Origin of the sequence: Segetibacter aerophilus (assembly GCF_007991655.1) — a bacterium.
Taxonomy (GTDB): Bacteria; Bacteroidota; Bacteroidia; order Chitinophagales; family Chitinophagaceae; genus Segetibacter; species Segetibacter aerophilus.
Genome location: NZ_BJYT01000037.1, coordinates 1 through 24079, shown reverse-complemented (window position 1 = coordinate 24079; position 24079 = coordinate 1). Strand labels below are relative to the sequence as shown.

Here is a 24079-nt window from a genome sequence, read left to right as displayed (position 1 = left end):
TAAAGTTTGAGATAAATGGAAAATCAAACCATACAAAGTAAGCTGTTAGACTTTGTTCTATTGGAACGCGACGAGTTATCGGAAAGTAACATCCGTAGAATGTTTGAGCTGATGGAGCAGAGTTATGATTATGTGAATTATGAGACGTTCTTACATGACCTGGGTAATAAGAATTATGTGGGATTGCTATTTGATAATTTCAGGACGATACAAGGATTTACAACATTTGGAATAAACCCTAAAGGAACGGGCCGTGCAGGCTACTCAATTATTTTCTCAGGTGATACAGTTATTTCACCACTTCATTGGGGTACGCAGGAAATGATGCGGGGTTGGGCAACTTCCGTTGGAAAAATAATGTCAACCGATACTACTAAAACATGGTACTGGTTTCTGCTATCAAAGGGGCACCGAACGTATATGTACCTGCCGCTATTCTTCCATGAATATTATCCTAGTTTGTACCAGCCGGAAAACCCTCTGCTAAAAAGCATTATCGATGAAACTGCCTCTAAATTGTACGGGCAGTATTATCGGCCTGATGAAACAGTTATTGTTTTCAAAGACAAAATGGGAGAACTGAAACCTTCTTTGGCTCAGTCGACTTTCGAGAAACAAAACAAGCCACACGTTCGGTTTTTTCTACACAAAAACCCTGGTTTTTATAAGGGCGACGAGTTAGTTTGCCTTGCTGATCTTCGTCCGGACAACATACGGGGTTACGGCAAGAAGTATATTTTAGAGGGGATGGAACAAACTTTCAACGTTGATGAAAGTAAGTAAGACTTATCTTCTGAACAAGCTAATGCTGTCGTTTGGCAAAGTGTCACATCACAACTATTATTCCTCCCAACACAAGGTGGATGTAGTACAAAAGCAAAAGCTATTCGCTTATCTCGCTAACAATTGTACTACTCTCTTCGGCCGGGAACATGAGTTTGCTAAAATAAAAGATTATGCTTCTTACGCGACAGCTGTCCCAATAATAGAAGATTGGAAACAGGTTGAAAGGTATATAAAGAGAATAGAAAAAGGTGAGCAAAATGTGCTTTGTACAGAAGCAGTTGATGCATTTGAAGAGACGTCAGGCAGTACAGGTTTTTCTAAACTGATCCCGTACAACAAGGGTTTAAAAAAGGAGTTTGAAAAGGCTTTGCAAGTTTGGATGATCGACCTGCATGGCAAGTTGCCCCAGTCCTTTCGCGGTAAATCTTATTGGTCGCTTTCGCCGGCTCTAAAAGAAACAAGGTTTACTGAAGGCGGCATAAGAGTCGGCTTGGAAAACGATGCGGCGTATTTCAGTCCCATCTTCCGATATTTTCTTTCCCGGATAATTGCGGTTAATTCAAACACTGCCAAAATAAAAGAGCCTTACGATTTCTACTTTGCGACACTTAAGCAATTATTGCTGCAGGAGGACTTGTCTTTTATTTCTGTCTGGAGCCCTACATTTTTTCTTCAGCTGGATGAGTTCATGAAAGCAAACTTTACTTTTTTATTGGAAGAAGTCCGTAAAGTAGACAGGCGTCGACATAGGCAATTAAAGGAAATAACACAAGAAGTGTTTACATGGAAAGACATTTGGCCAAACCTTGCCTGCATCAGTTGCTGGACTGATGCACAGGCTTCGATATGGCTTTCACAAGTTGAAAGAATTGCGGGGGAAGTTTGGGTTCAGCCAAAGGGATTATTGTCAACAGAAGCTGTCGTTAGCATTCCAATTAAAGGTGCTGCCTATCCGGCTCTGGCTTATCAATCACATTTCTTTGAGTTTAGACAAACAGATAATTCTACTATTCATTTAGCCCACCAGCTTTTACAGGATGAATGCTATGAAGTGATTGTAACAACAGCGGGCGGGCTGTATCGGTATGTAACAAAAGACGTTGTTCAAGTCGCAGGTTTCCAACAACAAATACCGTTATTGAAGTTTCTAGGAAGGCATAGTCGCACATCAGATTTGGTAGGGGAGAAGGTTAGCGAGATTCAGGTAAACAAGATAATTGATGCAGTTTTAAAAGGTCGAAATATGCAGGTGGCGATGATTTTTTTAAAACCTGAAAAGTTGAATCAGTCTGGTAGGTACACCCTTTATATAGAACTTTCAGATCAAAAGAATCAGCAAGAGCTTTTAGAAATGGTTAAGCAGTTTGAACAAATTCTTTGTCAAAATCCATATTACCAACAAGCATTAAATACGGGGCAGTTGAAACCGATGCAATACCAAATGCTCCCGAAAGGTTTCAAGGAAAACCTGGCCATTTACTACAGGGAGAAAAAATTAATCAAAGATGGCAATATTAAGCTGCCCGCTTTATTTCTTGAGCATGAACTAAAAGACATTGATTTTTATCGTGAGCAGCTACATCATTAAAAAAGCGACGGCTGATGATAATGAAGGGTTGTGCAAACTCTGTAAAATTCCTATGAAGGGGAATATTATGTTGACTTTTGAGAGGTCGCCCGACTTTTTTACGGGGTCAAAAATCCAATCTGAAAACATGCAAACCTACACATGTGTTAAAAAGAACAGCGGGGAAATTGTGGGGGTTTTTAGTGTTGGTAAGAGGCGGGTTTTTTATCAACAGGAGATAAAAAACGTGCGCTACTTTTCTGACCTGCGCATTGATCCTAAAGAACGTGGCTCAAGGTTGCTTTACCAGATAGGAAGATACATAATTGATCACGGTATCTTAGGAGACGATGTAGCACAAACAATTGTTTTTGCAGACAATGAAGTGATGCTAAAGTTGATTGATAAATTAGCACAACCTGAAAAGCGGATGTCGCTTTTCAAATTCTTTCCAGCAGGGGAATATATTTCCTATATGGTTAAGTTTTCTTCAGGAAGACAATCTGAAGGTGACTATATGGTTAGAAAAGCCGGAACAAAAGACATCACTCAAATGCAGTCATTAGTATTGTCAGAGGGTTCGAAAAAAGAGTTCTTCCCTTACTACGATTTCAACTTTTCGGGTAATGATTATTATCGTGGCCTCGCCTTCGACAACTATTATCTTGCTTTCAAAGGAGAAGAACTTGTTGGCATGGCTGGCGTTTGGGATCAACATTCGATTAAGCAAACAAGGATTTACGATTACTCTACATCATACAAAATGCTTCGTCCGGCGTTAAATATCTATGGCAGGTTGACCAATGGTTTTATTCTGCCCTCTAAAGGAACAGTTCTGCGCTATTTGACTATCCATAGTATCATTATTAAGAATAACGAAAGCGCAATCTTTGATAGCATTCTTAATAAAATAAACAACGATTTTAGAACTGGAGCGTTTGATTATTTCCTTGTAGGTCTAGATGAGAGGGATAGTTTGAATGATTCGATGAGGAAGTTTTCAAATAAGAAAATTGTGAAGGGCAGACATTTTATTGTCGCTAATAAAGACGAAATTGAAGAGAGTCTGCAACATTCATTGTACTATTTAGAGGCAGCAAGAATTTAAATGAAATGGGTAGTGAACAACGCACATCCTGATGAAGCACACCGAAGAGATTAGTATGAATATGACGACCGGAAGGAAATATCATTTACTTACAACCCTGTTTCTTCTCGCTGTACCCTTTATAACATTTTCGCAAAAGACCTGGGAATTGGTTAAAACTAAAGATGACATCCACATTTACAAGCGTAGTGTAGAAGGGTCATCGTTGAAAGAGCTGAAGGTAGTGTCTACTTTCCAATCGAGTCTCAGTGGCTTTGTTGCTTTTATCCAGGACGTTCCTGCGCAAACTTCTTACATGTATAATTGCAGTCTTGCAAAAGTTCTTAAAGAGATCAATGAAAAGGAATTGATATTCTACCAGCAGCTTAAAGCACCGTGGCCTTTTTCTGACCGGGACGGTATTTATCACCAGGTGATAGAACAAAACGCTGCTACAAAGGTTGTGACTATTCGGTCCAACGCGATGAGTGATTACCTACCCAAAACCAAGGATTTTATAAGGGTTCCGAAGATGAAGTGCAGTTGGATTATTAAACCAAATGTTAGCGGTGGCGTTGATGCGGAATACTATTTCTATGGTGAACCGGGAGGTACGTTGCCAACATGGTTGATAAATATGTTTATTGCAGAAGCTCCTTATAAAACACAAGTCAAAATACACGAGCTAATTAAACAGAAGAAATACCAGGAGGCTAAGATTGATTACATCAAGAATTAATGCTCTTCAATCATTAAGTTTATTCTAGCTGTTCTCCGTTACGACTGACAAGAAATTTTGTTTTCTTATATGTAGCAGGGTTGGAATTGCGAGCGCGATCCCGCCTAAAACGTCTATCAAATAATGCTGCTTAGTTGTTAATACAGAAACAATAATCATGGCACACCATAGCCACATTAAAAAACCTTTGAGCTTAGATTTTTCGTAGTTGCAATATGTATAGGAGAAGACCGTAGTTATAACAATATGAAGCGATGGAAAGCAGTTGCCAGACCTGTCTATTTTTCGGAAAAGTATAACCAGGGGATTATTATTTACATACAGCTCACGAGGATATTGCAGTGGAATGATAAGGAATAAAATAAACCCAATCATTACTGCAATCGAGAGCGACAATAGCGTTTTATATAACAGGGGCCGAGGCAAATGGTACATCACAAACAGTGATTGCAGGAATGCTGAAAGATAGATGATGAACGTCCATGGCAAAAAAGGTATCGATTGTTCTCCCGGAATGAATGAAATAGTATTTCGTTGCAGCGTTAAATTATTGACAACCGTATAAGGTATCAGAAAAATAATAACTGCAGCAGAAGGTAGCAGCCATCTGTTTTTTAAGGAGTTTTTTCTTGCAATTAGAATATTGTCTTCGGTTTTCACTACTCTCTATAAAGCTGAATTACGGCTCTCTCAACTTTCTTTGTTGGTATACATTTCACCATAGTTGTCTACATACCACTTTCTTAATTGTGGCAACTTATACCAGGCCACCTGCGGGTGAAGATGATGAACAATGTGGTAGCCAATATTTTTTGGAGCAAGAAAAAATTTGAGAATGCCTGATAAATGATTGTCTCTTGTTGTCGCCAAAATAGTTTCAAAGGTGCGATCAGATGTCTCTACATATTTGTGCTCATTCAATAACCTGTAACCAGCAAATACTCCTGATATTAATATTGGCACCAGGTAGCCGTAAATAAAAAACTTCGGTGCCCATAATAAAGAGCTGTAGAGAACAATATGAAATAATAGTTGCCACCTGTCTTCCGCAGCACACTGTATTACCTCCTTGCTTTGCGAAAAGTCTTTACCTGATCGATCTTGTAAGAATACTTTAGCATAGCTGTTTCGCATCGCGATAATATAAAAAGCAAGTGTTCCGTAAATTCCACGAAACGTCCAAAAAGGAACGAGGATGATACCTCTTAGAATAAATAAATACTTGATCCATTTACTTTTTTCAATCCCACTTTTAAAATATGGATCAGTTTCCATCCCGCTGTCTTTATGATGCCTTAGGTGATGGTATCGCATCGCGTTGATAGTTGACCCAATAGGATAGCCGGTCAATATTTCTAATATCCTGCACTTAATGGATTTGCTTCTTAAGGGCATATGTGTAAGGTCGTGTAGTATGACTCCAAAGGAATGATAGCGTGACGCAATCAGTATTGCAATCATAGGGTACATCCAGGTTGGAAGGTAAAATGCCAGTACCCATAAGACTGCTATTGCTGCCCAATCAGTGAAAGCATTCTTAAGAAGATGATCTACATCGGGCTTTACTAATAAGCTTTTAGGCACATCTCTTCTACTAAAAGTCAAACTTTGCTCTAACTCACTTACGATATGATATTCAGAATCCATTCAGACAATTAGTTTTGATACTATTGAAGTTAATCAATTACTTTTTGGAAAGCTTCGAATCGAGCTGCTGCAATAATACTTTCACTGCTACATCCAATTGCGAGTCTTTATTATACTCCCCTAAAGGCTTCGACACCAATATATCAACAGGGCGTGGGTGCAGTTCCATATCCTTGCCTTCGTGATCGGTTACTTTAATAAAAGGCAGGCGAATGGTAGTACCATCGATTAGAGTTGCTGCTGATGTGTAAATAATCCATCCACCTGTTGGTTCGCCAACTACTTTGCCAAGGTTAAGGGTACGATAGCCTTCGGCAAAATCCTCAGCATCAGATAAGGAATGCTGATTAGTCACAAGGATAGTTGGAGCGTCAAGAGCTCGTTGCCCGAGTTGAGTACGGGCAGGAGCAGAGGGTAAACCGCGAACGGTCATAGTCATATACCCTTTGCGGCTCAGTACGTCTAAAGCGTAAGCGTTCACAAAACCTCCATTGTTGTTTCTTACATCTACTACTACGCCTTCACGTGAATGGTTTTCTGCGTCTATATCTAAATACAGTTGGTTTAGGGATTGAGCAGACATGTCGTACATGTGCACATAACCTAGTCTTCCGCCACTAACTTTAGCTACATAATCCCGTTGTTGTTGTACCCACTGGCGGTAAAGAAGTCCTTTTTCTGTTGTTTGATTTACTGGTCTTACAGTTACTTTTTTTGTGTCTTTTGCAGAACCTGCGGACGATATTCCTACAACAACCCGCTTGTTGATTTTATTCTCGAGTAACTGATCAATATTAACGTTAGCTGATATTGGAACGCCATCAACAGAGACCAAATAGTCACCCACATGAATGTCGCCTGTAACAGCAGCGGGGCCTAATGTTATTACCTCAATGATTTTTAGCTTCGCGCTATTTTCATATTCATTTGCTTCAAACCTTAACCCCAGTCTTCCGGTTATAAAGGGTGATGGTGGACCAGAGACTCCAGAGTGAGAGGCATTGAGTTCACCCACCATAAGGCTAAGTATTCTTCTTAATTCATCAGGTGTATTGGCTCCTTCAGCCAGCGGTTCGTAAGTTGTCTTAACAGCATTCCAGTCCGCACCATGAAAGGTTTCGTCGTAGAAACCTTTATTCTGTACTTCCCATGCTTGTTTAAAAACTTCGACCTTTTCTTTATGAAAGTCTACGTCTAATTCCGCTGTCACTGCAACAGGCTTTACCGCTCTCGTATCAACGGTGATAGACTGAATTCTTCCTTGTTCAAGAAAATACACTTCTTTCCCATCGGGTGAAAACTGCGCATCTGATTTAAAACCTGGAGTGGATGTTAGTTGCTTTAAAACAGCAGGTTCCCTTGATAGCTCATCCAAAGAATAAGTAAAAAGGTGAACCTGGCCTGCAACAGACGCAGTGATCAACAAAGTATTTCCATCCTTGCTGATTGTTTCATCATTAACGTCAACTCCCAGGGGTAACAGGTTTAGTCGCTGCCTGATTCCGTCAAAGACTATGTTCGTTGTTTCTCCCGGTTTTACTGTTTTTGCGGGCGATTTGAACATAGTATCTGCAGCGCGATTTGCTTTTTCAGGATTCGGTCGTGGTGTTGTTGGCGGGTTACCAGGAGCAGGAGTGGTTTGTACTTGCTCGGTAAACATCTGCTGAAATTGATCCTCCCTAAAACGCGGCCTTTGAAGAACCAGGTCAACACGCGCTACAGCACCATTCTCTGTACGCTGACTTGTATTGAACAGTAGATATTTTCCATCGCGGCTCCAGTTTACACTTCCACTATTACCATTGGCTAAAAAAGTCACAGGTTTTGCTTCGCCGCCTGTTACAGGCACAACGTAGATGTTCTGAAACGACTTGGAACCGTAGGCAGCATAAGCAACATATCTATTATCGGGAGACCAGGCGATAGAGCTGGAAGAGGAAAACGGGGGGCGATCAAAATAGCCTTTCGCCAGCGAGATTTGGTTTTTTGAGTTCATGTCAAGCACTCTCAACTCTTTACCGTCTCGTACAAAAGCCAAGGTCTTACCATCATAAGAAAATAAAGCACTTCCATCATCCAGCTTGTCATTGGTAAGTCGAGTTTCAGACGAAGTGATAAAATTATATTGATACAGATGAGAGACACCATCGCGATCGGATGTATAGACAATGCTGTTGCTGTTAGGAGCCCATGTTACCTGGCCTTCATTAGCACCTGTTGTTGTCACACGCACTGCATCTCCACCATCTTTTGCAGAGGCAACGAAAACATCTCCATGGGCTATAAAAGCTATCTTCTTTCCATCGGGCGAAAGCTCTAGTCCACGAAATTGGCTGGTTAGTCTCACGTGTTCTACTCCCGGCCCGGCAGGCACACCACGTCGTGTTATATCAACGGGTGTAGCCTTGCCGCTGGCAAGATCAAATCTCCAAACCTTAAAATCTTTTTCAAAAACAATACTTTGGCCATTATAAGAAATCGTTGGAAAAAGGATCAAACCTTTGGCAAACTGCGTGAGCATTTTTGCAGCACCACCTACAGGGCGGGCATATAAGTTAGCAGCACCTGTGCGGTCAGAAATGTAGTAGAGTGTTTTACTATCCTTGCTCCACATCGGCCATAGCTCTTTTGCGCCACCTTCTGTTATCTTTTCGTACGTGCCGTTTTTCCCCTCATGCATTAACCAGATTTCGGACTCGTCCAAATGACTGTGACCCTTGCGCCACCATTGTCCGGATGCAACACCTCTTGCCGTAATCGCAAGTGTTTTACCATCAGGCGAAGGCATAGGAAAAAACTCGCTGAGATAACGGTTTTGAGATACAGGCATCGGCGTACCGCCATCAACTCTTACGCGAAAAACATCTTGCATTCCGGAAATTTCACGGCTTGAAGATGAGAAGTAAATGTATTTTCCATCGGGTGACCAGGAGTTTACGTTGTCTGCACCATCATCATAAGTTAACCGGGTAAGTTGCCCGTTTGCAAAGTTTAAAACATAAATATCTCCATTGCCCGAACGGGTAGAAGTGAAGGCAATATAACGGCCATCAGGAGAATAAACGGGGCGGGTTTCGAAGTCAGGATGCGAAATTAATAAGCGTGCTTCACCGCCTTTTGCAGGTACAGTCCAAATATCTCCTCCGGATACAAATGCAATTTCTGAAGCATCGGGTGAAAGGGCTGGATCTGAAAAGTAGGGAGTTCCGGTATTAGAAACACCTGTAGTTCGCTCGGATGATTGAGCAGAACAAAAGCAGGCAGATGCAACCGAAAATAAAACAGCAGTAAGTTTTGTAAAAGTTGGGCGAATTATTTTCATAATTAAATTATAGGTAAACCAAATATCTGGCAAATTAACCAAATTGAGATGAGTTGTGGAGGAGATGCTTTCTATAGTTTTATGAGTGACGAGACTACAACATAGTTTGATTGTAAACCCACTTAACAACTCGCATTCGCTCTGTACAGTAATACTTTTTGTACCTGGAGAGAATGACTTTTTAAAATGATGAGAATGAGCTTTTTTTGTTGATGCCTTCACTTCAGTACAAGAGTGCGACGCAAGAGAGCCTGATGGATATTACCACGGCCCGTTACAAAGAATTTATAACGACTTAGAATACTGCCCATCAGAATCAACTTCTATGGAAATTAAATTTATAGAATGGAAGAAAAGAATTCAAGACCTATTTACACTTTAAAGCAATTAGTGCAATATTTCTGGAAACTCGGTTATTTAGGATTTGGAGGACCAGTAGCATTAGTAGGTTATATGCACCGCGACTTAGTGGAAGAGCGCCGCTGGATATCAGGTGAAGAATACAAAGACGGGCTCGCATTGGCACAACTTGCGCCAGGTCCCTTGGCGGCACAACTGGGTATTTACTTAGGGTATGTACACTACGGCGTATTAGGTGCTACTCTTTGTGGGCTGGCGTTCGTGCTTCCATCATTTTTTATGGTGGTTGTAATTGGAATTGCCTATAAAATGTTTGGCGGTCTACCGTGGATGCAGGCTATTTTTTATGGAGTAGGGGCGGCGGTTGTTGGCATTATTGCCATTAGTAGTTATAAGCTTACAGAAAAGTCTATCAGTAAAATCAACTTAAAAGCAATCACTGAAAAATGGATGCTTTGGATCTTCTTTTTGCTGGCCGCAATTATAACTATCAAAACAGAACAGGAGCAAGTGTTATTATTTGTCGCAGCAGGCTTATTATATATGTTTTTAAAAGCACCACCGAAAAGTTTTAAAGCTCCTTCTGTAGGCAGTTCTGGTTTTCTACTAGGTATTGGCTTTTGGAATTATGAGGCTGGTACGCTCACTAAGATTGCCTGGTTTTTTACAAAAGCTGGTGCCTTTGTTTTTGGAAGTGGTTTGGCAATTGTTCCTTTCTTGCATGGTGGTGTGGTTACAGAATACCATTGGTTAAATGAACATGAGTTTATTGATGCAGTTGCAGTGGCGATGATAACGCCCGGCCCGGTTGTAATAACGGTAGGTTTTATCGGTTATTTGGTAGCAGGTTTTCCGGGAGCATCTGTAGCTGCACTAGCAACTTTTTTACCCTGCTATTTATTTACAGTCTTACCCGCACCATACTTTAAGAAGTACGGAAAGCACCCAAGTATCAAAGCATTTGTTGACGGGATAACCGCTGCAGTTGTTGGTGCCCTTGGAGGTTCAGTAATTGTAATTGCCATCCGAACAATAAAAGATTTTCCAGCGGCTTTAATAGCATTGATTACCGTTATTATTCTTTTAAAAATGAAGAAAGTAAAAGAGCCTCAAATAATTTTAGTAGCTGCATTAACCGGCCTCTTACTAAAGTTGATACTCGCCGCCTGATCCTTTCTAGTTCCATTAAAAACAATCTGCTCTACTTCTATCCCTTTTAAAAGTGCAATGACACCACCGCTTTAAAGAGATCAGTACAGTGTACACCGGATACTCCAGCCTAGACAGAATTAGAAAAACGGTTGAAAAACATTTATAGTAAGCCGGAAAATAGGAAAGCAGCAGCGAGGTAAAGTTTGCCAGCAGCCATCAAAATGTCTTCAGTTGTTTAAAATTCCAAGTTTATAGATTATGATGATGCTTACAATTTAGCCTAAGCACAAAAATTTACTTTAAAACAATTATTATTTTTATTAAGTTTGCTCGAAATAATAATTTAGACAAGACTAAAAAAAATGAAACTACTCCTACTTTCCATTCTTGTCGCATTGTCCTTGGGAATAACCAAAGCTAATGGGCAGGATAGTTCGGCCGCGAACGTTTTAACAGGACAAGTAGTAAACGGCGGAAATCCTGTAGCGTACGCAACAGTTATTCCTGAAGGAAAAAGGAGGGGAGTAGTAACAGACGAGCGCGGTATTTTTAGTATAATGAATGTAACCCCTGGAAAGATTAGACTTCATTTTTCTGCAGTGGGCTACCAACACCTGATTAAAGAAGTTGAGATCCACCAGGGAAAGAATGTATTAGAGAACGTTGAATTAGCGCTTTCATCTAACACCCTTGATAATGTAGTTGTAAGTGGAACGATGAGGGCCGTTAGCAAAATGGCCAGTCCAATCCCTGTAGAAGTTTATACCCCGGTTCTTTTTAAAAAAAATCCCACTCCAAATATTTTTGAGAGCCTGCAGATGGTCAATGGGGTTCAGCCTCAGCTGAATTGTAATGTTTGTAATACTGGTGATATTCATATAAATGGAATGGAGGGACCTTACACAATGATTTTAATAGATGGAATGCCAATAGTAAGTAGTCTTTCTACCGTGTACGGTCTTGCTGGCATTCCCAATAGCTTGGTAAAGCAGATTGAAATAGTGAAAGGACCTGCAAGCACTTTGTATGGAAGTGAAGCTGTTGGCGGACTCATTAATATCATTACTAAAGATCCCTTGACTGCTGATAAATTAAAGATCGATTTTTCGGCTACAAGTGTTGGTGAATACAATTCAGACATCACAGCAAAATTTAAAGTTGGAAAGACAGCTTCTATCATAGGAATCAATTATTTCAACTATTGGAATAAGCGCGACATCAACAACGACTTTTTCACGGATATCACCTTACAGCGACGCTTTTCCATATTCAACAAATGGAATTTTGCCAGGAAAAATAATCGCTCTGCAACCCTGGCGCTGCGTTATGTAAATGAAAACCGTTTTGGTGGCGATCTCCGGTGGGATAAAACATTCCGTGGATCAGACAGCATTTATGGTGAAAGCATTTATACCAATCGCTTTGAGCTGATCGGCAACTATGAACTAGGCAAAAACTTATACGCCGATCTGTCGTACAACTATCATTTACAGGATAGCTATTATGGTACGACAAAGTATTACGCAAACCAGCACGTAGCTTTTGGCCAATTAAGGTGGAATAATTCATTTGGTAAACATGAGTTACTATCGGGATTGCCTTTTAGGTTTACCTCTTATGATGACAATTCTCCTGCTACAGAAAAAGACGGTGTTAACCACCCGGACAAAATAATCCTGCCGGGAGTATTTGTACAAGATGAATACAAAGTGTCAGACAAGTTTACCACACTACTGGGGCTACGGTATGACTATAACAATATTCACGGCAGCATTCTTACACCCAGGCTTAGCTTTAAATTTTCACCTGATGCAAACAACACTGTAAGGCTAAGCGGAGGTAATGGATACCGTGTGGTGAATTTATTTACCGAGGATCATGCGGCGTTAACAGGGGCGAGGGACGTAGTGATAGCTGAAGCATTGAAACCTGAGCAGAGTTGGAATGTGAACTTAAATTATACAAGGCAAATGGTTAGTGACAACGTTTCTATCACCCTTGATGGAAGCGCTTTTTATACCTACTTCACAAATAAAATTGTAGGAGATTTCATCACCGATCCCAATAAGATTATTTATGATAATCTTCGCGGATATGCCATTTCAAAGGGGCTCACTTTGAATACTGACTTCTCCTTTGCCCATCGGTTTAAGATTAATGCAGGTGTTACTTTTATGGACGTGTATGAAATGGATAAAGACAGCACAGGTCGTACGATAAAAATTCCGCAGCTCTTTGCTCCTGCTTTTTCGGGTACTTATGCTGTCAGTTATTCAATTCCCCGGTTCGGTTTGTCAATAGATTGGACTGGGAGGGTAAACGGCCCAATGTATTTACCAGTCTTGCCAAAGGACTTTCGACCCGACCGTTCACCTTTCTACTGTATTATGAATCTGCAGGCTACAAAGACATTTAGTAACAGGTGGGAAGTTTATGGTGGGGTAAAAAACTTATTGAACTTCCTTCCTAAAAATCCCCTTATTCATTCCGATGACCCATTTGATAAAGCGGGAGGTAAGTATTTTGACATCAACGGAAATCCTCGCCCTGATACCAACCCTAATGCATATGTTTTTGATCTATCCTACAATTACGCTCCAATCCAGCGTGCAAAAGGCTTTATTGGTGTTCGATGGACTATAAAATAAATCCTTCTAGCAGGGATTTATAACTATCAATTTTTTAACCCTAGTATTTTCTTAGCCCGTGACTTAAATGCGGGTGTCTCTAAGTCCCATCTTTCCTTAATAATTAATGTCAATTCACCTTTGATTTCAGGATAAAATTTGCTGAGGTTATGGAGTGTGGTAAGTGAAAAAGCTTTAATGGCAATGGGAGTATCATGGCTTTCTATAAAAGCGAAACAGGCATTTAAAACCTGACCATGACATTCCTCTGGAATTTCTACCTGTTGTAAAATTCTTACTGAATTCCTGATGACTGCATTGTGCACTTCTTTCTTGGATAATTGATCTACCAAATCCTTTATATAAGGATTTATAAATGATGGGAGGCGTGAGGCAACGTGACTAACAGCCCAAGAAGCCCGCTGCGCCACTCGATATTCTTGGCACAAAAAACACTGCATTAGCTGCTCAAAATTCTCTTCGGATGCACATGCAAAATTTACAATCTTTCGTGTATTAGCTAAAGAATGCTCTTTTAATAGTTCATCTCTAATATTCATTTACATGAGATAAGGTTAAGATGTTTTCTACCTAATTCTTAAAAATAGGAAATACCGGTGGCAAGCCATTTGTATCTAGATTGAAAATAATATGAGAAGGAGAAGTTTTACAACTTTCAATAAAAATTGAAAGCTTTGTCTACCTTTGTTATTTACAAATCTAAAAGCATGAAAGTAGTTATTATAGGAGCTGGTTTTGCAGGACTTAAACTAGCGCAAAGCCTGGATAATAAGGCAGGGTTCGACGTTCTTCTGATTGACAAATTTAACTTCCATCAATTTCAGCCATTGTTTTACCAGGTTGCAACGGGAGGCCTTGACGCAAGTAATATTTCGTTTCCTCTCAGAAAAGCATTTCATAAGAGCAAGAATGTACGCATACGATTAACGAAAGTCACAGGTGTTGTACCGGCAGAAAATAAAATAACTACAGAAGTAGGAGATATAGAATATGACCAATTGGTGATTGCCACAGGTGCTGATACGAACTTTTTTGGCAATGAAAAGCTGGTTGAATTTGCCTTTCCAATGAAGTCAACCATTGAAGCGTTACAGCTAAGACATCGATTGATAGAAAATTTTGAAAACGTGGTGGTGTCAGATAGTGAGGAAGAGAGACAAAAATTGATGACTGTAGTGATTGTGGGTGGTGGACCAACAGGTGTAGAACTGGGTGGAGCTATTGCTGAAATGAAGAAGTATACACTTCCGCGCGATTATCCGGAAATTGATTTTTCACAGATGAAAATCTTTTTGTTGGAAGGTACGGGCGCTACGCTTGGACCAATGAGCAAAAAATCTCAGGAACAATCTCAAAAGTATCTTGAAAAGCTGGGGGTTAACGTGATACTAAATACAGTTTTAAAAGATTATGATGGAGAAACGGTAATTCTTAGTAACGGTGAAACGATTAAAACCGCGACTGTAATTTGGGCAGCTGGAATTAAGGGAAACGTACCTGAAGGAATTGACCCATCATTAGTCGTTAGAGGAAACCGCATAAAAGTCGATCGCTATAATAAGATTTTAGGTATGGAGAATATTTACGCGCTTGGCGATGTTGCTTACATGGAGACTCCAAATTATCCTAAGGGACATCCGCAGGTGGCAAATGTGGCGATTAACCAAGCAAAAAATCTTGCAAACAATTTGCGTAGAATTGAAATGAAGTCTAAGGCAGATATGCTGGAAGAGTTTGAATACCATGATAAAGGAAGCATGGCAACAGTTGGACGGAACCTGGCGGTCGTAGATATACCGAAACCAAACCTTCATTTCGGAGGTTTCTTTGCCTGGCTAATTTGGATGTTTTTACACCTCGTTCTGATTTTAGGGGTAAAAAATAAATTACAGGTCTTTATTAACTGGATTTATAACTATATCACTCATGATCAAAGCTTGCGTCTAATATTTAAAGTTTTTTATCGCCCCAGAACTCAGCAAAAGGAAATACAGTATATCAAGACGTAGATTAGCCGTACTCACTAAACTACTACCGATTATAATTTAAATTCTTTCTTTCCTATAATTAATATTATGTTAAGTAACTTATAAGAAGATTTGGTGTTGGTGCATTTCACTTCTCCCAGTGCAAAAAAAGAGCTACCAAAATAGGTAGCTCTTTTTATAATTAATATCTGAAACAATTACTTCGCAAACTTGCCATGAAGGCCATCATAGTACTTGCTCTTTGCGTCGTACTTATCATAGTCCTTAGGATTTGTACCACGAGCTCTATTTTTCTTGTACTCGTATAGGTTGTATAGTAAATCGGTTGATTTACTCAAACAGTTTCTTTCAATATTAGAACGTGTCGCTTTTGAAGAAAGTGTAGCAAAAGATTTTTCTAAACTTTGAATACTCTTATCCGCTGCTGCATCAGCGACTTTATCAGCGGCAGATTGTTTCGCTTTAATATCTGGAGTCGTTCCTTTTATTTTTACTCTTGCATCACTTGCATCCTCAAACATGGTATAAGCAGCAACACCAGCATTGTAACTTGCGATCCCATTTGCAGTGTCTAGTTCAGCAGCTTTAGCAAAAGAATAATATGCTTTGTTGGTAAACTCAGATCTTTTAGCTGGTTCTAAGTCTTTAATCTTTTTATTGTTTATAAAGTAGTCCCCGTAGTCAAGATAATTTGTAGCCGACAAACTTTTTGCGGCGTCCTCCGTTTCAAACTTCTTTACCACATCTTCTACAGCGGAATTGTCAGTTGTGTTGGCGAAAGCAAGGTCATTCCAAAGAGTGTTTTTTGGATAGGCCTCTTTAGCCAAGGCCAGGTATTTAGTAAACTCGGCTTGGTTGTTTGTATTTAAATAATATTTTACCAGGAAGTCGTAAATGCCTTCATAATCAGCTCCTACAACTTTTCTTTCAGCTATTTTTCCATAATACTTTGCCGCCTCATCACTCTTTTTTGCGTTTTGCGCAGTAACTCCAGCATAGAGGTACGAAGTAGTATCAAAGGCTGATGCAGACCATTTTCTTGTTGTAAACATATCTCCCAACTCGGCTACGACCTTAAATTTGGAGTAAGCAGAATCCCAATTTTTAGCGTTGTAATCTTTTACACCTGCAGAAAAAAGAGAGCTATAAATACTATTAACACCTGCATATTTGTCTTCTTTCAATTTTGTCTCAGCAGGCTCTAACTCAAGATATTTTTTCAAAGCATGGTAGCCTTCTACATCAGCATTAGGATATTTAGCCTTGAGGTTATTATTTCCTGCAATAGTACCGTACACTTCGGTTTTCAATAAGTAAGCCTCAGGATTATTTTGAGCTTTAGGATCAGCAAGCGCTTTGTCAAGTTCAGTTTTCGCCTCTTCAAGTTTCTGGTCCCCTCCCGCTCCAACCTGGGCAAGAAGCATTGCGTTTCTTACTTTTTTAAAATCCTGTGCATTTGCTGCAGTTCCAATAAAAATTAGCAGCAGGGCACCAATCGTTATTCTTTTCATGTTGTTTGTTTTAATATTTATTTAGTCGTTATTATCTAGAGCATCTCCCGGAATTTCACTCTCAGAAGATCCCTGGCTTGTGTCTTTATCTGTATCAGGAAGCGTTTCGCCAGTAGCCGGTTCAATTTCTTCATCACCTAACTTTTCAATTGCTTCCGCTTCTGCTTCTAACGAAGCCTCCGCAAGTACAATAGCTTCTTCCTGTTCCTGAATTTTAGAGATTGCTGCAATTTCATCTCCTTCGTCAATTCTAATCAACTTAACTCCTTGTGTTGCTCTACCAGCTTCCCTTATATCTGCAGTACTGGTGCGTATTGTTATACCAGATTTACATGTTATAACAAGATCTTCCTTCCCATTAACATCCAGTATTCCTACAAGATTACCGGTTTTCTCAGTTACGTTGATCGTTTTAACTCCCTTTCCGCCGCGATTAGTAATTCTATACTCGTCGATGTTTGTACGTTTTCCGAACCCTTTTTCACTTACAACTAAAATATTTCTGCTGACGTCGTCTTTATTTACACAAACCATACCAATTACTTCATCTTTTTCATCGTCAAGATCGATACCAAAAACGCCGATTGCACCGCGACCTGTAGCTCTTACTTTGTCTTGCGGAAAACGAATGGCGCGGCCTGATTTAACTGCCAGCATAATCTCGCAATCCTGGTCGCACAAACGCGCTTCTAACAACTGATCGCCATCATTGATGTTGATTGCATTTACCCCATTAGCCCTTGGACGACTAAAGTCCTCTAAATCCGTTTTCTTAATAATACCTTTTTTAGTACAAAGAATGATGAAATGTTTGCTGAGATACTCTTTATCTGTAAAGTCTTTCACATCAATGATCGCTCTTACCTTATCATCATTTGGTAACTGCATCAAGTTTTGTATTGCACGACCTTTAGTATTTTTATCTCCTTCCGGAATCTCGTATACTTTAAGCCAGTAGCACCTTCCCTTTTCAGTAAAGAACATTAGTGTATGGTGGGTGGAAGCTACGAACAGGTGCTCAACAAAATCTTCGTCCCTTGTCTTTGTTCCCATTGATCCCCGGCCGCCTCTCTTCTGCTGACGATACTCGTCGGAAGAAGTTCTTTTAATGTAACCAAAGTGTGAAATAGTAATTACAACGTCTTCTTCTTCAATAAGATCTTCAATTCTCATCTCATTTGATAAGTAAGAAATTTCGGTCTTTCTTGCATCTCCAAATTTCTCTTTTACCTCTAATAATTCCGTTTTTATCAGGTCATATCTTAATGCTTCACTTGCCAATAATTCCTGCAACCCAGAAATTATTCTCATTAAGTTGTCAAATTCTTCTTTAATTTTTTCGCGCTCCATCCCTGTCAACCGCTGAAGCCTTAATTCCAGAATTGCTTTTGCCTGTATATCATCCAATCCCCATCCTGCAGAGATTAGGTTTTCTTTAGCTATATCAGGAGTTGACGAACTTCTTATCAAACGGATTACTTCATCAAGATGATCAAGTGCAATTAAATATCCCTGTAAAATATGCGCTCTTTCCTGCGCCTTCTTCAGTTCAAATTGCGCCCGGCGAATAACAACCTGCATCCTAAAATCAATGAACTCAACTATCAACTCTTTCAAGTTCATTGTCTTCGGGCGTCCCTTTGTTAAGGCTACGTTGTTGATCCCATAACTGGTCTGTAGTTCTGTAAACTTGTATAACTGGTTAATGATCACGTTTGCCACGCCATCTCTCTTCAGGTCGATTACAATCCTGGTTCCTTCCCTTTTGTTACTTTCATTGTTTACATGTGCAATTCCTTCAATCGTCTTATCATTCACAAGCTGACCGATCTTATCGGTCAACATATCCCGGTTCACCTGGTAAGGCACTTCAGTAATGATGATCTGCTCTCTGCCACTTGGCTTCGTTTCAACCTGGCATCTTCCGCGTAATACAACTCTTCCCCGCCCGGTCATTAAACCCTGCTTCACTCCTTCCATTCCGTAAATTATACCACCGGTTGGAAAGTCGGGGGCTTTTACGTGCACCATCAATTCCTCTATCGTAATTTCCCTGTTTTCGACATAAGCCACACAACCGTCGATCACCTCGCTCAAATTGTGAGGAAGCATATTTGTAGCCATACCCACTGCTATTCCGCTACTTCCGTTAACAAGCAGTTGAGGGATTCTTGTAGGTAGGACGGTTGGCTCCTGTAAACTATCGTCAAAGTTGAATTGAAAATCCACCGTATCTTTTTCAATATCATCCAGCATGCTTTCGGCAATCCGTTGCAAACGAACTTCGGTATAACGCATCGCTGCAGGAGGGTCTCCATCCTGGTTTCCGAAATTACCTTGTCCGTCAACCATTATGTACCTCATCGTCCAATCCTGCGCCATCCGTACAAGAGTATCATAGATAGAGGCATCACCATGGGGGTGGTACTTACCCATCACCTCTCCCACTATACGCGCGGATTTTTTATAGGGCCTGTTGCTATAATTTGCCAACTCGTTCATTGCATATAGCACGCGACGGTGAACGGGTTTAAATCCATCACGAGCATCCGGCAAAGCGCGACCAACAATAACCGACATCGAATAATCAATGTAGGCCGTCTTCATTTGCTCTTCAATATTTACCTGTATTACGCGATCATTATCGCTCGTTTCTAGGGGTTGTAAATTGTCTTCCATTTATCTTTTTAAAATCCTTTCAGGGAGTAATTTTCGGTGCTTTTTTAGCTTCAAATAAAGCGTGCGCAAATGTAACTTTTTTAAGGCAAAAAAAAGGGTTAAAACAATTGATTTTTAAAGGGTTTATCCACAGAAATAAGGGTAAGCAAAACTGTATCAAAACACTGATTTTATTACATGTTTTATTACATATTTCTATCATCCAAAATTTGGTTTCAAATCAAGATTTTTTTCTGGTTTCTGGCTGCAGAACTATGGTAAGCGTTCTTGCGTCGCACCCTTTTACAACAAAGCTTTATTGGACTTTTTTTTGTTGCGACTACTTTAAGTGTGCAGACTAAGCTAGGCCGGTCAATCATTCTCTGCTGATTATTTGTCCTTTGCTCTTTCTCCTATCTTTGCCGTCCTTAAATTAATTAATGAAGGTTTTCAAGTTTGGAGGTGCAAGTTTAAACAGCGTAGAAAGAATTCAAAACGTAGGTAATATCCTTACAACTTATGCGGGCGAACCTTTGATGCTGGTAATGTCAGCAATGGGAAAAACGACTAATGCCCTTGAAAAAGTCGCAGAGGCGTTTTATGCGGGTAACAAAGAAGATGCGCTTAATTTGTTCAATCTTGTAAAACAAAATCACCTTACTACAGCAAAATACCTGCTGGTTACAACTTACAATAAAACCTTTGATCGTTTAAACTCATTTTTTACGGAGGTTGAATGGCTACTGCACGACAAGGCTGTTCAGTCTTTCGACTATTACTACGACCAGGTAGTTTGTGTGGGAGAATTGCTGAGCAGTTGTATTGTCAGCGCTTACTTAAATGAAAAAGGAATTACGAATGAATGGATTGATGTGAGGGATATTATAAGAACGGATAACAACTTTAGGGAAGCAAACATTTGTTGGGACGAGACGATTCAAAATATTAAGCGGGCGGGTATTGATAACAAAAGTACTATTTATGTTACCCAAGGTTTCATAGGCTCCACCGATCAAAACGAAAGTACAACACTAGGCCGCGAAGGCAGCGACTTTACAGCAGCCATTTTTGCAAACTTACTGGAAGCTGAAAACCTGACCATTTGGAAAGATGTGGAAGGTGTTATGAGCGCTGATCCAAAAATTTTCCCTGGCGCTTGCCTGATTAGTGAACTAAGCTTCAATGAAGTTATTGAGATGGCTTTTTACGGTGCACAAGTAATCCATCCAAAAACAATCAAACCTCTACAAAACAAAAAGATCACCCTGCAGGTAAAGAGCTTTTTAGACCCAACCCTTCCAGGAACCACAATCAGTAACAAAGCGAGCAAAAATCTTCCACCGGTTATTGTGCTCAAAAACAAGCAGGTGTTGATTCAGCTGCAAACCATAGATTTTTCATTTATTGGTGAACGTCCGATTAGTGAGCTCTACCATTTATTTGCAGAATTAAATATTAAGCCTAATCTCATTCAAACTGCTGCAATCAACGTGCAGTTTTGCGTTGATGACCGGGAAGAAAAAATCCAGCAACTGGCAGCAAAGGCTAGCGAATTTTTTGATGTTCAGGTAGAAAGAAATCTTACGCTGCTAACCATTCGCCATTACGATGATTCTACATCAACGCAGTTGCTGGAAGGAAAACAAATTGTATTAACGCAAAAAACTAAGACAACTCTACAAGCACTCTATCATGAAGCTAAATAGCATGCCGGAGTTATTGTTATGACAGCATACCACACACCAATGAGTTCTAGGGCGTAAGTTTTAAGAAAAAGTTTATCCATTTAACCTGCACTTATTCACATTGTTTTTCGCCGGTTTTTCTTTACCATCAAAGCAAGTATTTTTGTCGCAATGAGTAAAAGCAGTGCTGAGACTCCTTTGATGCAGCAACATAAGGCCATCAAACAAAAATATCCGGACGCCATATTGTTGTTTCGAGTAGGAGATTTTTACGAGACTTTTGGTGAAGATGCCATCATTACCAGCAAAGTGCTTGGTATTACCCTTACAAAAAGAAACAATGGTGCAGCCTTTAGTAGTGAGCTTGCAGGTTTCCCCCATCACGCACTTGATACTTACCTACATAAATTAGTTAAGGCTGGATACCGCGTTGCAATTTGTGACCAGCTGGAAGACCCCAAACAAGTAAAGGGAATTGTAAAACGTGGAGTTACTGAAATGGTAACTCCGGGAGTTGCTACAAGCGACAAACTGCTTGAACATAATAGCAATAATTTTCTCGCAGCCATACATTTTGCCGATGACAAAGTTGGTATTGCTTTACTTGACATCTCGACAGGGGAACTGTTTGCAAGCGAAGGAAATGCCGAATACATAGATAAACTGCTCCAAAGCCTTAAACCTGCGGAAGTCATTTTTCAACGCAATTATCAAAAGCATTTTAAAGAAACTTTTGGAAGCAAGTTTTATACTTACACACTCGACTCCTGGATTTTTGACGAAGCATATGCAACCGAAAGCCTTTTAAAGCATTTTCAAACACATTCTTTAAAAGGGTATGGAGTTGAGGCGATGCCACTAGCCATCATTGCCGCGGGCGCTATCTTTCATTATTTAAAAGATACAGAGCATCCAAACCTTCAACATATCACTTCTATCCAGCGTCTTGAAAGAGAAGATTATCTGTGGATGGACAGGTTTACAATACGTAACCTTGAACTGCTTGGAAGTGGAGTTGAAAATGGACATACTTTGCTAAAGGTGTTGGATAGTACGGTAAGTCCAATGGGTGCAAGACTGTTAAAGCGGTGGATTGTTTTGCCGTATAAAGACTTAGGAAAAATTAACGAGCGACTGGATTTAGTAGAGTTCCTAATTAAGGATGTTGATCTCCGGACTAGGTTAACACAGCACATAAAACAAGCGGGCGACATCGAAAGACTCGTCAGCAAAATTCCTTTAAGGAAAATTAACCCGCGCGAAGTATTACAAATTGCGAGAGGGCTTCAGCATGTAGACGCAATTAGAAATGAATGTCTGCATGCATCCAACGATTATTTGAAAAGACTCGCTGATGCCCTAAATCCTTGTTTGTATATACTTGAAAAAATACTAAAAGATATCGTTGAAAACCCACCAGTACTTATATCGAAGGGAAGCGTAATTAAAGAAGGTGTGCACGCTGAATTAGATGAATTAAGAAACATTGCCAGCATGGGTAAGAGCTACCTGGTTCAGATGCAACAAAAGGAATGTGAGGCAACGGGTATTTCATCTTTAAAGGTTGGTTTTAATAATGTGTTTGGCTATTACCTCGAGGTAACCAACATGCACAAAAGCAAGGTGCCCGAAACCTGGATGCGAAAGCAAACACTTGCCAACTGCGAACGCTACATCACCCAGGAACTAAAAACTTACGAAGAAAAAATCGTCGGCGCTGAAGATAAAATTCTTGCAATTGAGCAGGAATTGTATGATAAACTGTTGCTTGAATTGCAGGACTACATCGCTCCGATGCAGATCAACGGAAATGTGTTGGCGATCTTGGACTGCCTAACCTGTTTTGCACAAAACGCCCTTCATTACAACTACAAAAAGCCCATCCTCCACCAGGGGCTCGAATTTGAAATAAAAGACAGCCGCCACCCGGTGATTGAAAGAAATCTTCCTGTTGGTGAAAATTATATTTCCAATGACATTTCATTAGATCCTTCCGCGCAGCAGGTGATTATTTTGACAGGACCAAATATGAGCGGTAAAAGTGCTTTACTTAGGCAAACCGCACTAATTACGCTGATGGCTCATATGGGAAGTTTTGTTCCGGCAAGTGCTGCCACCATTCCGATTACAGATAAAATTTTTACCCGTGTTGGGGCCAGCGACAACCTGAGCGGTGGTGAAAGTACATTTATGGTTGAGATGAATGAGACTGCCAGCATCATCAACAATTTGACGCCAAGAAGTTTGATTTTACTGGATGAAATTGGTCGCGGTACCAGCACGTATGATGGAATTAGTATAGCCTGGAGCATTGTGGAATACCTTCACTCCTCTCCTCACGCGCCTAAAACTTTATTTGCCACTCACTATCATGAATTAAACGAGTTGGAGAATAAATTGCTGCGTGTAAAAAACTACCATGTGACCAACAAAGAAGTTGGAAACAAAATCATCTTTCTCCGAAAACTTGCACCAGGAGGAAGCACCCATAGTTTCGGTATTCACGTAGCAAAAATGGCGGGAATGCCACCTAAATTAATAGACCGGGCAAATGAAGTTTTACAGCAACTTGAAAGCAAGCATGTAGATGAAGAATCCTCTTCGCCCAAGACGGAAGACCTTTCCACTAATATCAAAAAGCTTTCTGTACCGAAACTTCAATTAAGCATTTTTGATGCCCACTCTGAAACCTTTGATGAAATAAGAACAATGCTTGATAGTATTGATATTAATCGCTTAACTCCAGTTGAAGCTTTGATGAAGTTGAATGAGATAAAGCAAAAAGTGAAATAGAAATTTCTTTCGAAACTTGTTCATTTGCTATTAAGTGCTTTCCAAAACAAACTCTTTGAGAAGACTCTTTTCTCTTCAAAGAGCTAAATCTTCTGTTAACGCTCAAGCCGCGGGGCTTCGTTCTTGCAACGTGACT

Annotated in this window: 15 protein-coding genes; 9 read left to right on the top strand and 6 right to left on the bottom strand. The window is 40.1% G+C overall.

Translation table 11 applies throughout. The annotated features are described in order from the left end of the window. Positions 1-15: 15 nt before the first annotated feature. From SAE01_RS22980 to SAE01_RS22965, 4 genes are all read left to right on the top strand, one after another. Positions 16-783, top strand: coding sequence for a hypothetical protein (locus SAE01_RS22980; RefSeq protein WP_147206184.1), 768 nt, complete (start codon positions 16-18; stop codon positions 781-783). Beyond that, positions 770-2374, top strand: coding sequence for a GH3 family acyl-acid amido synthetase (locus SAE01_RS22975; protein WP_147206183.1), 1605 nt, complete (start codon positions 770-772; stop codon positions 2372-2374). Before SAE01_RS22980 ends, SAE01_RS22975 begins: the two co-directional genes overlap by 14 nt. A gap of 127 nt (positions 2375-2501) precedes the next feature. Beyond that, entirely contained in the window at positions 2502-3461 is a 960-nt protein-coding gene (locus SAE01_RS22970; RefSeq protein ID WP_147206182.1) for a hypothetical protein, read from the top strand. 31 nt (positions 3462-3492) lie between these two features. After that, positions 3493-4179, top strand: a complete 687-nt coding sequence (locus SAE01_RS22965; protein ID WP_147206181.1) for an START domain-containing protein — start codon at positions 3493-3495, stop codon at positions 4177-4179. A 24-nt stretch (positions 4180-4203) separates the two neighbouring features. Here SAE01_RS22965 and SAE01_RS22960 read toward each other — a convergent pair whose 3' ends face one another. Genes SAE01_RS22960 through SAE01_RS22950 form a run of 3 tightly spaced genes read right to left on the bottom strand, consistent with a single transcriptional unit; the run spans position 4204 to position 9148 of the window. Further along, the gene (locus SAE01_RS22960; RefSeq protein WP_147206180.1) at positions 4204-4839 is read right to left on the bottom strand and encodes a phosphatase PAP2 family protein; all 636 of its coding nucleotides are present in this window, start codon (positions 4837-4839) and stop codon (positions 4204-4206) included. 30 nt (positions 4840-4869) lie between these two features. Next, entirely contained in the window at positions 4870-5826 is a 957-nt protein-coding gene (locus tag SAE01_RS22955; RefSeq protein WP_147206179.1) for a fatty acid desaturase family protein, read from the bottom strand. 37 nt (positions 5827-5863) lie between these two features. Then, positions 5864-9148 carry a S41 family peptidase gene (locus SAE01_RS22950; protein ID WP_147206178.1) on the bottom strand — a complete coding sequence of 1095 codons (3285 nt, stop codon included), beginning with the start codon at positions 9146-9148 and terminating at the stop codon, positions 5864-5866. Between the two features lie 345 nt (positions 9149-9493). On the opposite strand from SAE01_RS22950, the gene SAE01_RS22945 reads away from it, so the two are divergent. Together SAE01_RS22945 and SAE01_RS22940 are read left to right on the top strand one after the other, a co-directional pair. Then, positions 9494-10678 carry a chromate transporter gene (locus SAE01_RS22945; RefSeq protein WP_147206177.1) on the top strand — a complete coding sequence of 395 codons (1185 nt, stop codon included), beginning with the start codon at positions 9494-9496 and terminating at the stop codon, positions 10676-10678. 344 nt (positions 10679-11022) lie between these two features. Beyond that, the gene (locus tag SAE01_RS22940) at positions 11023-13308 is read left to right on the top strand and encodes a TonB-dependent receptor (RefSeq protein WP_147206176.1); all 2286 of its coding nucleotides are present in this window, start codon (positions 11023-11025) and stop codon (positions 13306-13308) included. Positions 13309-13334: 26 nt separating this feature from the next. Here the strand turns inward: SAE01_RS22940 and SAE01_RS22935 are convergent, their stop codons facing one another. Next, on the bottom strand, positions 13335-13847 hold the full coding sequence (locus SAE01_RS22935; protein WP_147206175.1) for a HEAT-like fold family protein: 513 nt from the start codon (positions 13845-13847) through the stop codon (positions 13335-13337). A 168-nt stretch (positions 13848-14015) separates the two neighbouring features. Between SAE01_RS22935 and SAE01_RS22930 the strand changes: the two genes are divergently transcribed. Continuing rightward, entirely contained in the window at positions 14016-15317 is a 1302-nt protein-coding gene (locus tag SAE01_RS22930; RefSeq protein WP_147206174.1) for an NAD(P)/FAD-dependent oxidoreductase, read from the top strand. Between the two features lie 176 nt (positions 15318-15493). Here SAE01_RS22930 and SAE01_RS22925 read toward each other — a convergent pair whose 3' ends face one another. Together SAE01_RS22925 and gyrA are read right to left on the bottom strand one after the other, a co-directional pair. Beyond that, on the bottom strand, positions 15494-16807 hold the full coding sequence (locus SAE01_RS22925; RefSeq protein WP_147206173.1) for a hypothetical protein: 1314 nt from the start codon (positions 16805-16807) through the stop codon (positions 15494-15496). Between the two features lie 21 nt (positions 16808-16828). Then, complete coding sequence (gyrA, locus tag SAE01_RS22920; RefSeq protein WP_147206172.1) at positions 16829-19486, bottom strand: DNA gyrase subunit A; 2658 nt, start codon at positions 19484-19486, stop codon at positions 16829-16831. A gap of 419 nt (positions 19487-19905) precedes the next feature. On the opposite strand from gyrA, the gene SAE01_RS22915 reads away from it, so the two are divergent. Both SAE01_RS22915 and mutS read left to right on the top strand, forming a co-directional pair. Then, positions 19906-21171, top strand: a complete 1266-nt coding sequence (locus tag SAE01_RS22915; RefSeq protein ID WP_147206171.1) for an aspartate kinase — start codon at positions 19906-19908, stop codon at positions 21169-21171. A 150-nt stretch (positions 21172-21321) separates the two neighbouring features. Further along, on the top strand, positions 21322-23943 hold the full coding sequence (gene mutS / locus SAE01_RS22910) for a DNA mismatch repair protein MutS (protein WP_147206170.1): 2622 nt from the start codon (positions 21322-21324) through the stop codon (positions 23941-23943). Positions 23944-24079 lie beyond the last annotated feature (136 nt).